Annotated in this window: 10 protein-coding genes; 2 read left to right on the forward strand and 8 right to left on the reverse strand. The window is 45.1% G+C overall.

Annotated features, from left to right (window positions below; genetic code table 11):
- Positions 1 to 128: 128 nt before the first annotated feature.
- From secF to C1S74_RS08000, 6 genes are all read right to left on the reverse strand, one after another.
- Entirely contained in the window at positions 129 to 1076 is a 948-nt protein-coding gene (secF, locus tag C1S74_RS07975; RefSeq protein ID WP_005440322.1) for a protein translocase subunit SecF, read from the reverse strand.
- A 14-nt stretch (positions 1077 to 1090) separates the two neighbouring features.
- Positions 1091 to 2947 (reverse strand): protein translocase subunit SecD, encoded by a 1857-nt coding sequence (secD, locus tag C1S74_RS07980; protein ID WP_082039052.1) that lies wholly within the window; start codon positions 2945 to 2947, stop codon positions 1091 to 1093.
- Between the two features lie 21 nt (positions 2948 to 2968).
- Positions 2969 to 3298: a preprotein translocase subunit YajC gene (gene yajC, locus C1S74_RS07985; RefSeq protein WP_010446143.1), complete on the reverse strand. Its 330-nt coding sequence runs from the start codon at positions 3296 to 3298 to the stop codon at positions 2969 to 2971.
- A 165-nt stretch (positions 3299 to 3463) separates the two neighbouring features.
- On the reverse strand, positions 3464 to 4597 hold the full coding sequence (tgt, locus tag C1S74_RS07990; RefSeq protein WP_039977015.1) for a tRNA guanosine(34) transglycosylase Tgt: 1134 nt from the start codon (positions 4595 to 4597) through the stop codon (positions 3464 to 3466).
- Positions 4598 to 4803: 206 nt separating this feature from the next.
- On the reverse strand, positions 4804 to 5856 hold the full coding sequence (gene queA / locus C1S74_RS07995) for a tRNA preQ1(34) S-adenosylmethionine ribosyltransferase-isomerase QueA (protein ID WP_045400014.1): 1053 nt from the start codon (positions 5854 to 5856) through the stop codon (positions 4804 to 4806).
- A 233-nt stretch (positions 5857 to 6089) separates the two neighbouring features.
- A complete protein-coding gene (locus C1S74_RS08000; RefSeq protein WP_045400011.1) occupies positions 6090 to 7256 on the reverse strand; it encodes a trypsin-like serine protease in 1167 nt (388 codons plus the stop codon).
- A gap of 261 nt (positions 7257 to 7517) precedes the next feature.
- Here C1S74_RS08000 and C1S74_RS08005 point away from each other — a divergent pair, with 261 nt between their 5' ends.
- Together C1S74_RS08005 and C1S74_RS08010 are read left to right on the forward strand one after the other, a co-directional pair.
- Positions 7518 to 7739 (forward strand): hypothetical protein, encoded by a 222-nt coding sequence (locus tag C1S74_RS08005; RefSeq protein WP_045400009.1) that lies wholly within the window; start codon positions 7518 to 7520, stop codon positions 7737 to 7739.
- Positions 7740 to 7968: 229 nt separating this feature from the next.
- The gene (locus C1S74_RS08010) at positions 7969 to 8415 is read left to right on the forward strand and encodes a CBS domain-containing protein (protein ID WP_095760575.1); all 447 of its coding nucleotides are present in this window, start codon (positions 7969 to 7971) and stop codon (positions 8413 to 8415) included.
- A gap of 108 nt (positions 8416 to 8523) precedes the next feature.
- Here the strand turns inward: C1S74_RS08010 and aceA are convergent, their stop codons facing one another.
- Complete coding sequence (aceA, locus tag C1S74_RS08015; protein ID WP_038878398.1) at positions 8524 to 9837, reverse strand: isocitrate lyase; 1314 nt, start codon at positions 9835 to 9837, stop codon at positions 8524 to 8526.
- 148 nt (positions 9838 to 9985) lie between these two features.
- On the reverse strand, positions 9986 to 11614 hold the full coding sequence (gene aceB, locus C1S74_RS08020) for a malate synthase A (protein WP_045400007.1): 1629 nt from the start codon (positions 11612 to 11614) through the stop codon (positions 9986 to 9988).
- Positions 11615 to 12197 lie beyond the last annotated feature (583 nt).

Consider the following 12197-nt stretch of genomic DNA (forward strand, 5'->3'; position numbering starts at 1 on the left):
CCTATTCCACCGATCAAAATGGAGCATCAGAGCCTCGAAACAGTTCAAAGAAAATTGAAAGGCAGAATTTTAGATACAAAAAAACCGCTGACTGCTCAGCGGTTTTTGTTTTCGGTTCTCAACCTGCCTTATGGCATCTCGTCGAACTCTGCACCTTCTTTTTCTACTTGAGGTGGCATCAAGTGCTCTTTCTGGATACCCAGTTTTAGCGCTAGTGCTGATGCTACGTAAATAGAAGAGTAAGTACCTACAGTGATACCTAGTAGAAGTGCGGTTGCGAAACCGTGAATCATCGCACCACCTTGCATGAACAGTGCAATTACTACGAACAAGGTTGTACCTGACGTAATCAATGTACGGCTCAATGTTTGAGTGATTGACGCATCCATGATGTCTGAGGGTTCGCCCTTACGCATCTTACGGAAGTTTTCACGAATCCGGTCGAATACAACGATGGTATCGTTGAGCGAGTAACCAACAACCGTGAGTAGTGCCGCTACGATGGTTAGGTCCACTTCGATTTGCATCAGTGAGAAGACACCCAGCGTGATAATGATATCGTGTGCCAGTGCCATTACCGCACCAGCCGCTAGACGCCATTCGAATCGCATTGATACGTAGATCAGGATACAGATCAGCGATACAAGAATCGCTAGGCCGCCTGCTTCTGTTAGCTCATCACCAACGTTTGGACCTACAAATTCAATACGACGCATTTCTACGCTTTCGCCAGTGCCTTCTTTGATTGCACCAATGATTTGGTTACCTAGCGTTTCACCAGACATATCGTCACGAGGACGAAGACGAACCATTACATCGCGAGCACTACCAAAGTTTTGTACTGTCGCATCGCCGAAGCCTTTTGAATCTAGTGCTGCACGAATCTCTTCAAGGTTTGCAGGTTGTTCAAAACCCACCTCGATAAGCGTACCACCAGTAAAGTCTAGGCCCCAGTTCAACCATTTGGTTGATAGCGTGAAGATAGAAGCTGCGATCATAACAATAGAGAATACGAACGCGACTTTCGACCAACGCATAAAGCCGATCGTGTTTTCTGCTTTTAGAATTTGAAACATATTAATTCCCAGCCTTAGATCGACAATTTATCAACGCGTTTGCCACCGTAAATCAGGTTCACGATACAACGTGTACCCACAATAGCGGTGAACATTGAAGTTAAGATACCGATAGATAGTGTTACCGCGAAACCTTTCACCGCGCCGGTACCTACTGCAAATAGAATGATTGCAGTGATAAGCGTTGTGATGTTCGCATCGGCGATAGTACTGAATGCGTTTGCGTAACCTTGGTGAATCGCTTGTTGTGGACTACGCCCATCTCGAAGTTCTTCACGGATACGTTCAAATATCAGTACGTTGGCATCGACTGCCATACCGACCGTCAATACGATACCGGCAATACCAGGCAGCGTCATTGTCGCCCCCGGAATCATCGACATAACACCAATAATCAAAACCAGGTTCGCCATCAATGCAATATTGGCAATCAGACCGAACCCACGGTAGTAAAGCAGCGTAAATAGCATTACGGCTACCATACCCCAGATACACGCTTGAATACCCATATCGATGTTTTGCTGACCCATTGATGGACCGATGGTTCGTTCTTCAACGATTGAGATAGGCGCAATTAGAGCACCAGCACGAAGTAGAAGTGCTAGGTTGTGAGCTTCAGCAGCAGAGTCGATACCGGTAATACGGAAGTTACGGCCAAGCGCAGACTGAATCGTTGCTTGGTTGATCACTTCTTCGTGTTTATCCAGAATCACACGACCTTCTGGCGTACGACGACCACTATCTTTGTACTCTGCAAACACGGTTGCCATTAGCTTACCGATGTTCTTTTTAGAGAACGCAGACATCTTGTTACCACCTTCGCTGTCTAGCGAGATGTTAACCTGAGGACGACCGTATTCATCAACACTTGAACTTGCATCTGTGATGCTTTGGCCACCGAGAATTACGCGTTTCTTCAGAACAACAGGACGGCCATCGCGATCTTGCTTAATCTCGCTACCAGCTGGTGCTCGACCGTTTGCCGCAGCAGAAAGGTCAGCTTTGTCGTCGACTTCGCGGAATTCTAGTGTTGCCGTAGCACCTAGGATTTCTTTTGCACGAGCGGTGTCTTGAACACCAGGCAATTCAACTACGATGCGGCTAGTACCTTGACGTTGAACCAATGGCTCAGCAACACCAAGTTCATTTACACGGTTACGAAGAATCGTGATGTTTTGTTCTACTGCGTAGTTACGTATTTCTTGTAAACGTTGCTCGGTAAAGGTGGCAATCAACGCGTAACGACCATCAGAATCAGAATCGACAAAATTCATGTCTGGGTGATTCTTTTCTAACGTAGCTTTCGCTTCAGCTAGTTGCTCTTCATTACGTAGCAATACTTCCACGCCTTCTTTACCAGAAGGACGGATTGCGCGGTAGCGAATCTTAGCTTCACGAAGTTCACTACGGAAAGCTTCTTCTTGTTGACCAACCAGCTTTTCCATCGCCGCGTCCATATCCACTTCCATCAAGAAGTGAACACCACCTCGTAGGTCAAGACCTAGCTTAAGTGGTGACGCACCAATTGCTTCTAGCCAATCTGGCGTAGCTGGAGCAAGGTTGAGTGCAACAATTTTATCTTTGCCAAGCGCTTCACTGATGATATCGCGGGCACTGATTTGAGTGTCAGTGTCATTGAAACGAACAAGGATTGATCCATTCTCGAGAGCAATGGATTTATGAGAGAGATGCTCTTTATCAAGAGCTTTGGTGACAGCATCCAGCGTTGACATATCTACAGAGGCACCACGTGCCCCTGTAACTTGAATAGCCGGATCTTCACCGTAGATATTTGGAAGTGCGTACAACGCAGCGGTGATGATGGCAAAAAATACCATCAAGTACTTCCATAATGGGTAACGGTTTAGCACAGCGAGGATCCTTTAGCTGTTTTATAGAGACTTCAGCGTACCTTTTGGTAGCACTGCAGTTACGAAGTCTTTCTTGATTACAACTTCATTGTTTGCGTTAAGCTCAATTGAAATGTAGTCATTGTCTTCAGCGATTTTCGTGATTTTACCCACTAGACCACCGCTTGTTAGCACTTCATCGCCTTTGCCCATGGAAGACATCAGGTTTTTGTGCTCTTTTACACGCTTAGATTGTGGACGGTAGATCATGAAGTAGAAGATCACCGCGAACATGCCTAGCATGATTAGCATTTCAAAACCGCCGCCAGCTGGAGCGCCTTCTGCTGCTGCATGAGCTTGAGAAATAAACATTAAAACATCCTCATTATATTTTATTGATAATCCAACAAGTTGGGCTTTCGTAATTTAGATTCAAGTCTAAGAGTGAGTAATAGAGATCACCTTCTCAAAAATAACGTACGTTAGCCTACTTTATTAGCAAAAGCCTCTGGCGACATGCCAAAGGCTTTAATTCTTTTATGCTTTGCTTAGTGGTGGCACTTCGCGGTCACGACGAGCGTAAAACTCTTGAACAAACTCATCGAAACGGTCTTCATCAATCGCCGTGCGAATGCTTTCCATCAAACGCTGGTAGTAGCGCAAGTTATGGATAGTATTCAAACGCGCGCCTAGAATTTCATTACAACGCTCTAGGTGGTGAAGGTACGACTTGCTGTAGTTTTGACAAGTGTAACAGTCACAGTGCGGATCTAGCGGAGTTGTATCCGTTTTATGTTTCGCATTACGGATCTTGATCACACCACCAGTCACAAATAGGTGACCGTTTCGTGCATTACGCGTTGGCATTACACAGTCAAACATGTCGATACCGCGACGAACACCTTCAACCAAATCTTCCGGCTTACCTACGCCCATTAGGTAACGAGGCTTATCTTCTGGAAGCTGTGGACACGTGTGCTCAAGGATACGGTGCATGTCTTCTTTCGGTTCGCCTACTGCAAGACCACCAACTGCGTAACCATCAAAACCGATTTCAGTTAGACCTTTAACCGATACGTCACGTAGGTCTTCGTAAACACCACCTTGAACAATACCAAATAGGTTGTTCGGGTTTTCTAGTTTATCGAAATGGTCACGTGAGCGTTGTGCCCAACGTAGTGACATTTCCATCGATTTTTTCGCTTCATTGTGTGTCGCAGGGTATGGCGTACACTCGTCGAAAATCATTACGATATCAGAGCCTAGGTCTTTTTGGATTTCCATCGACTTTTCAGCGTCCATGAAAATCTTGTCACCGTTTACAGGGCTGCGGAAGTGAACACCTTTTTCGGTGATCTTACGCATTTTACCGAGGCTGAATACTTGGAAACCGCCTGAGTCAGTAAGAATAGGACCGTGCCAGTTCATGAAATCGTGCAGGTCACCGTGCATTTTCATCACTTCTTGACCAGGACGTAGCCATAGGTGGAACGTGTTACCTAGCAGAATTTCTGCACCAGTGCCTTTTACTTCTTCCGGAGTCATGCCTTTAACCGTACCGTAAGTACCTACTGGCATAAACGCTGGAGTTTGAACAGTGCCACGTTCGAAGGTCAATTGACCACGACGCGCATTGCCGTTTTTCTTTTTAAGATCGAATGATAATTTCACGATGCCTCCGAGTGTCAGAGAAACAGTCTGACTATGTATCTTGGGGGTGTTCCCCACTTTAAGGAGCGGTCGCTTTCCTTGCGAGAGACAAAGCAGAAGTTCTACTCTGTTTCCTAGCGTACTGCTAGCACTCGTAAATCATTAGCTTTCTCCCCCTCCTAACCTCCCCCCTTTCACAAGGGAAGGGCTAGGGAGGGGTTAAAACATTATGCCATTTTCTTCTTAATAAACATTGAGTCACCGTACGAGAAGAAACGGTATTGGTTATCCACAGCGTGCTTGTAAGCATTCATGGTGTTCTCGTAACCTGCGAATGCACTGACCAACATAATCAATGTTGACTCAGGCAAGTGGAAATTGGTGATCAAACAATCCACCAGCTGGTACTCGTAGCCAGGGTAGATAAAGATTTCAGTATCACCAAAGAATGGTACCAATTCCGTACCTTTCTTCAGTGCGTCTTGCGCTGCACTTTCAAGCGAACGAACTGATGTAGTACCTACGGCAACGATTCGGCCACCGCGTGCTTTAGCTGCATTAATCGCATCAACAACATCTTGCGGTACTTCAACGTATTCTGCGTGCATGTGATGATCGTTAATGTCGTCCACTTTCACTGGTTGGAACGTACCGGCACCAACATGAAGTGTTACGTAAGCAAACTCAGCGCCTTTCGCCTTGATCTTCTCAAGCAGAACATCATCAAAATGAAGGCCTGCCGTCGGTGCAGCTACCGCTCCTGGCTTTTGGTTGTAAACCGTTTGGTAACGCTCTTTATCTGCGTCTTCATCTGGGCGGTCGATGTAAGGAGGAAGTGGCATGTGACCAATTTCTTCCAGAATTTCTAAAACCGTCTTATCTGACTCAAACTTCAGTTCAAACAGAGCATCATGACGAGCAACCATTTGCGCTGAATATTCATCGTTCTCGCCAACAATAATAGTCGAACCTGGCTTTGGTGATTTTGAACAACGAACGTGAGCCAGAATGCTCTTTTCGTCCAACATACGCTCTACCAACACTTCTAGTTTGCCGCCAGACTCTTTTCGACCAAACATACGCGCAGGGATAACGCGAGTATTATTGAAAACCACTAGATCACCAGCTTGAACTTGGTCCAACACATCAGTAAATGTGCCATCAATAAGTTCGCCAGTATTGCCATCCATTTGCAGCAGTCGGCTAGCGGTACGCTCTGGTTGAGGGTAGCGGGCGATAAGTTCATCTGGAAGGTCGAAATGGAAATCTGATACTTGCATGTTACTTGTCTTATATATTGGTCAAATCACGTCGAAAACGACGATAAAATTGCGACGAGTTTTTCGCAGCAGACTAGTATATGTTTACATGCTGCAATAGCAAGCAAATCCCCTTAGATTGACTGTAAAACCTTTCACTAAGAGTGTAATAAAACGTGAAAGTATCAAGATTAGCAGCAATAAAAAAGCAGCGGAGTTCGCTGCTTATCTTTTCTATCTATTGCGGCCTGATTTTATACTTTACGTCGGCGCAACCATGTAAATGAAGCTAAAACACTCAACCACCAAATTCCTAAGCTACCACCATCGTCTTCAGAGCCTCTAAAATCACAGTTGTTGGTCGCAATACCATCGTGACACTCTTCTTCTCCCCCATTGTCATCATTGGCCTCTTTAATAAAGTTGGGTTCAATGATGTAACTGCTTGGGGGGGCGTCAGCGGTAATGTAAGACTGTACCCAATCATGATATTGGCTCACTTTGGTGTAGAAACTTGGGATAGTGAGTGAACCACATGTCGGAAGAATAAGAGGAGCACCGCTTACAATACCGATCTGCTTCCCCGTTGCGACATCGATGAGTGGACCACCACTGTCACCTTTACATGCAGAATTGCCATATTGGGTATTACTCTCCGAGTCCAGCACTTCATTCCGAGTTGGCAAAGTACATATTTTGGTTAAGTTCTCACGTGAATCAATGATTCCCGGAAAGCTGCTGCCAATTTCTAAGCGCTCATAACATTTGTCGATGGGTAAAAAGGTGCTAATGGTGGTTTTAAGTGTATCTGAGGATTCAGACGCATCAGGTTGAGTGGTTCCCCAACCAAATACTTGCACGTTTTCCACACGCTGATTAGTTAGATAATTGTCGTTCCAATCAGCAGCCAGACGCGCTTCAATATTCTCCATCTCAGTTTTGTTTGCTAAGTCCGCAAATCTTGCATTCGCGACCGGACGAGTGAGATACAACAATGCAATATCAGAATCTAAACCCGTTTGAATTGGTTTGACGTTGCCGTTACTGTCGATGTCCGCTTTAGATATACGCGTGTAATCCGGATGCACTACCACATGTGAAACTGGATAGAAGTTATCAAGCCCTGCAGTATTTAGATCATACACATTGGCATTCACGGACAGTTCACCCGGAGGGGTCACATAATAGCTAGCTTCATTAGTTCCCTGCCCCATCACCACACAGTGTGCCGCAGTTAATACCCATTGTTCCGTCAGCATGGTACCGCCACACAGCGGAAACTCTGCCATGTTACTTGCGCGTAAAGTCACGCGATCAACCGGGTCGGTTTGCTCATCTCCTAACACAATCGCTTGAGCGGATTGCACACTGAATGCCGCCACTGCCAAAGCAATGAGCTTGTTGCACGTCGTTCGTTTCATTTAGGTTGTTATCTTCAATCTGGTAAGCCTGAGCGTATCTTCTTCCACAGACTTACCTTGGAAAATCAAGCAAGTAAAAATGTGCGATTCAATTCATTGGATTAACTGCGCCCTACACACCTTATCAGTCAAAAGTGCAAACTGACTCGCATTGAGTTCCCACCCTGCAATTACCAATTAAAAACAAACTTATCAATAGGGATGAGGGGCGACTATATTGATAGTGAGCGATACGCTCTTTGATGATAAATTGAGGTAAGTATGAAGATCTTTCTAGCCACTTTAAGTGCTTCAATATTGTTGTTTTCTGCCAGCAGTTTTGGCGATGGGAGAACAGATTTGTTTCGTGCTCAGCAACAAGCTTGTGCCTTAAAACAAGTCCCTCGCCACTGCGCTGTAAACGTACCTGGTAAACACTACATCGGTCGCTGTGTCGATGCGAAAGCGTATGGTCTTATCTGTGTGCATTTCAAGCAACGTTAAGAGTAACCAAAGGTTTCAACGCCTTAGCTTTGGTTATTTATGATAGCGCTTACATCCTAACATCACCCCAAATGAGTAGCTGGAATTATGGAAAACTCCAGTACATTCTCACCTCTGATTGATCTCCATCTAATCGTTTTATTTTATTAGTGAAAAACGAGGCAGCTCCCAGATATACGGAAAAATATTCTCTATATTTAAAGGAAGGACAATGCCGCTGGAGGTCTCTATGATCAAGGTTGAAGACATGATGACTCGCAACCCTCATACCTTGCTGCGTGAGCACACATTACGTGACGCAAAAAGCATGATGGAAGCGCTTGATATTCGACATATTCCGGTTGTTGATGCCAATAAACACTTACAAGGCTTGGTGACTCAACGCGATATTCTTGCCGCACAAGAATCCTGTTTACACCCAGATGAGGCTGAACAATCTTTTACCCTCGACACCCCGCTTTATGAAATGATGCACACCAACATCATGACAGCAGAACCAAGAGCTGGATTAAAGCAAAGTGCTATCTATATGCAAAAACACAAAGTAGGCTGTTTACCTGTGGTAACTAAAGGTCACTTAGTCGGGATTATCACCGACACAGACTTTGTTTCCATCGCAATCAACTTACTAGAGCTTCAGGAAGAGGTTGAACCTGAAGAGCTAGAAACAGAATAGTTTGAGCAGAACTTATTGCACTCACAACAAATAAAAAGCAAAAAAAGAGCGGCTAATTCGCCGCTCAAGATGTCATTACTAACGTAGTAATTATGGACTCTATGCTTGTTAGAATTGGTCTTCTTCGGTAGACCCTGTCAGTGCTGTCACTGAAGATTGCCCGCCTTGGATAGTATTGGTCATTCTGTCAAAGTACCCCGTACCTACCTCTTGCTGGTGCGCTACGAACGTGTAGCCTTTCTCTGCTGCTTCAAACTCAGGACGTTGAACTTTCTCAACGTAATGACGCATGCCTTCACCCTGTGCGTAAGCGTGTGCCAGTTCAAACATGTTGAACCACATGTTGTGGATACCTGCTAGCGTGATGAACTGGTACTTATAGCCCATATTCGCCAGTTCTTGTTGGAACTTAGCAATGGTTTCTGCATCTAGGTTTTTCTCCCAGTTGAATGAAGGCGAACAGTTGTATGCCAACAGTTGGTCTGGGTACTCGGCATGAATCGCTTCTGCAAACTTACGAGCTTCTTCTAGACATGGCGTTGCCGTCTCACACCAGATTAGATCCGCGTATGGAGCGTAAGCTAAACCACGAGAAATCGCTTGGTCGATACCTGCACGAACACGATAGAAACCTTCTGGAGTGCGCTCTCCTTGAATAAAGTCTTTATCGTATGGGTCGCAATCAGACGTTAGCAAGTCGGCTGCGTTTGCATCGGTACGCGCAATAACCAGTGTTGTTGTGCCAGCAACATCCGCGGCTAGGCGAGCTGCTACCAGTTTTTGCACCGCTTCTTGAGTTGGAACCAGTACTTTACCACCCATGTGACCACACTTCTTCACGGATGCCAGTTGGTCTTCAAAGTGAACACCTGCCGCACCTGCGTCGATCATCGATTTCATTAACTCGTAAGCGTTAAGTACACCACCAAAGCCTGCTTCTGCATCCGCGACGATTGGTAGGAAGTAATCAATGCCGCCTTCATCTTCTGGCGATTTACCTGCTGTCCATTGAATTTGGTCTGCACGACGGAACGAGTTATTGATGCGTTTAACGACCGAAGGAACAGAATCTACTGGATACAGAGATTGGTCTGGGTACATCGTAGACGCAGTATTGTTATCTGCCGCTACCTGCCAGCCAGATAGGTAAATCGCTTCGATACCTGCTTTCGCTTGCTGTACGGCTTGACCACCCGTTAGTGCACCAAGGCAGTTAACATAGCCTTTCTTTGAGCTACCGTTGACCAGTGACCAAAGTTTGTCAGCACCACGTTGTGCAATCGTGTTCGCAGGTACCATAGAACCACGCAGTGTTACTACTTCTTCCGCAGTGTAGGTGCGTTTTACGTTTTTCCAGCGTGGGTTGGTTGCCCAATCTTTTTCCAGAGCTTCAATTTGTTGGCGGCGAGTTAAATTAGTCATTGGTCTATCCCTCTTATAATGTGCACTTGTGCATGTGCGTTGAGTTTTCCGTTCTCAGGCAGTACATCCTTATCTGCCTCGAATCCTTCACGTATTGGTTAAATAAACATGTATTAGTTAGATAAATTGAGTGTTTAAAATCTTTGGGTTAATCCAAGTAGTCATAACCTGGAATGGTTAAAAAGTTGGTCAGTTCATCGCTTGTGGTGAGCCTAGCCATCAAGTCTGCCGCTTCTTCAAATCGACCTGCTTGATAGCGTTGCTCGCCAATTTCTTGCTTCACGACTTCAATCTCTTCTTTCAGATAGAGTTCGAACAACTCTTTAGTGACCTTCAATCCGTTGTCGAGCGACTTACCGTGTTGAATCCATTGCCAGATAGAAGCACGTGAGATTTCTGCGGTAGCAGCGTCTTCCATCAGTCCGTAAATCGGCACACAACCGTTGCCAGAGATCCAAGCTTCGATGTATTGCAGCGCAACGCGGATGTTATGGCGCATACCCTCTTCTGAGCGTTCACCCTCGCACGGTTCAAGTAACTCTGTGGCGGTGATTGGTGCGTCTTCTGCACGGCTTACCTCCAATTGGTTAGTACGCTGTCCCAATGTGGTGCTGAACACTTCCATTGCAGTATCTGCCAACCCTGGGTGAGCAACCCAAGTGCCATCGTGACCGTTATTGGCTTCCAATGACTTGTCGTTGCGGATCTTATCCAGCACTTTTTGGTTTTCTTGTGGGTCTTTAGCCGGAATAAAGGCCGCCATGCCGCCCATCGCAAATGCGCCACGTTTATGACAAGTACGCACCAACAATCTTGAGTAAGCGTTGAGGAATGGCTTGTCCATGGTCACCACTTGGCGATCTGGCAGTACGCGATCTGGGTGGTTTTTCAGTGTCTTGATGTAGCTAAAGATGTAATCCCAGCGACCACAATTCAAACCAACGATGTGTTCTTTCAGTGAGAACAGAATCTCATCCATTTCGAATACGGCTGGTAAGGTTTCAATCAGCACAGTCGCTTTGATGGTGCCAGTATCCAAACCGAAATACTCTTCGGTGAAATGGAACACTTCGCTCCACCACTTCGCTTCATGATGCGATTGCAGCTTTGGAATGTAGAAGTAAGGACCGCTTCCCTTTTTCAGTAGCGCCTTATAGTTGTTGTAGAAGTACAGAGCGAAATCGAATAGCGCACCTGGAATGATCTGACCGTGCCACGTTACGTGTTTTTCTTTTAGATGCAGTCCGCGAACACGGCAGATCAACACCGCTGGGTCTTCTGCCAGCTGATAGTGTTTGCCATTGCTAGAATTGGTGTAGCTGATGGTGCCGTTAACAGCATCGCGCAGGTTAATTTGACCATCCAGAACTTTACTCCATGCAGGAGACATCGAATCTTCGAAGTCTGCCATGAACACTTTTACATTCGCATTCAGTGCGTTAATCACCATCTTGCGATCAGTTGGTCCAGTAATCTCCACTCGGCGATCTTGCAGATCTTGCGGGATTCCAAGGATCTTCCAACTTCCTTCACGAATGTCTTGTGTTTCTGGTAGAAAATCTGGCAGCTCACCAGCATCAATGCGTGCTTGCTTCTCTTCTCGTGCTTCCAGTAACTGTTCAACACGTCCGGCAAATTTTTCACACAGTAGAGATAAGAAGGTTTGGGCTTCAACATGGAAAATTGCTTGATGTTCAGGAGCAACGACTCCATTCACCTCAAGCATGCCTTGGGTTTGCTTTAGTTGTTGTGTTTTTTGTTCTGTCTGAGCAAGCATAATCATTCATCCTTAACGTGCTTTATTCATCTTGGGCAGTCAGCCTAAAGCTACATTTGTAAGTTATGAACAACAAATTACATCCTTTGATTTGGCGTTCACTTCGCTTCGTTATGTCTATACCTTGCGCAACCTGAATTGCTTTTTCAATCTAGACATAAGTCTTACAAGCCTTTAATTAAGCTAACCCAACAAAGGTTTAAGCGAAACCCCTCAAGTAAACAAAACGTTAAATTCAAAGTTTTATTCGGTATCAAACAAGCGTTTGATTTTTGAGCTCAATTTGTAATTTATTACGTAATTTAATTACATTAATTTTACAGGTCATTTTTAAATTCAAACAATCGTATGAATAGTGAGGCGGGAGAAAAATCCTTGTATTCACAAGGGCTAGGAAGAGGGAATTAAACGCGACTTAAACGCGTTACACAGGTAGTTGTGTAAAATTAACATTGTGAAATTTCACTATTTTATGAAAGCTTCATGAAAGTTCATCTGTAAAATTTTACAAGTCAAAGTTCACGCACAGAATAAAATGCTAAAAAGCGCACTATTTCTAGTGCGCTTTTTGATATTAGTTCGG

The organism is Vibrio hyugaensis (assembly GCF_002906655.1).
Lineage (GTDB): Bacteria > Pseudomonadota > Gammaproteobacteria > Enterobacterales > Vibrionaceae > Vibrio > Vibrio hyugaensis.

Excerpts from the sequence above, each read along its gene's own strand:
- secF (WP_005440322.1), bottom strand. The coding sequence starts at position 1,076 with ATGTTTCAAATTCTAAAAGCAGAAAACACGATCGGCTTTATGCGTTGG.
- yajC (WP_010446143.1), bottom strand. The coding sequence starts at position 3,298 with ATGTTTATTTCTCAAGCTCATGCAGCAGCAGAAGGCGCTCCAGCTGGC.
- queA (WP_045400014.1), bottom strand. The coding sequence starts at position 5,856 with ATGCAAGTATCAGATTTCCATTTCGACCTTCCAGATGAACTTATCGCC.
- C1S74_RS08000 (WP_045400011.1), bottom strand. The coding sequence starts at position 7,256 with ATGAAACGAACGACGTGCAACAAGCTCATTGCTTTGGCAGTGGCGGCA.
- C1S74_RS08005 (WP_045400009.1), top strand. The coding sequence starts at position 7,518 with ATGAAGATCTTTCTAGCCACTTTAAGTGCTTCAATATTGTTGTTTTCT.
- C1S74_RS08010 (WP_095760575.1), top strand. The coding sequence starts at position 7,969 with ATGATCAAGGTTGAAGACATGATGACTCGCAACCCTCATACCTTGCTG.
- aceA (WP_038878398.1), bottom strand. The coding sequence starts at position 9,837 with ATGACTAATTTAACTCGCCGCCAACAAATTGAAGCTCTGGAAAAAGAT.
- aceB (WP_045400007.1), bottom strand. The coding sequence starts at position 11,614 with ATGCTTGCTCAGACAGAACAAAAAACACAACAACTAAAGCAAACCCAA.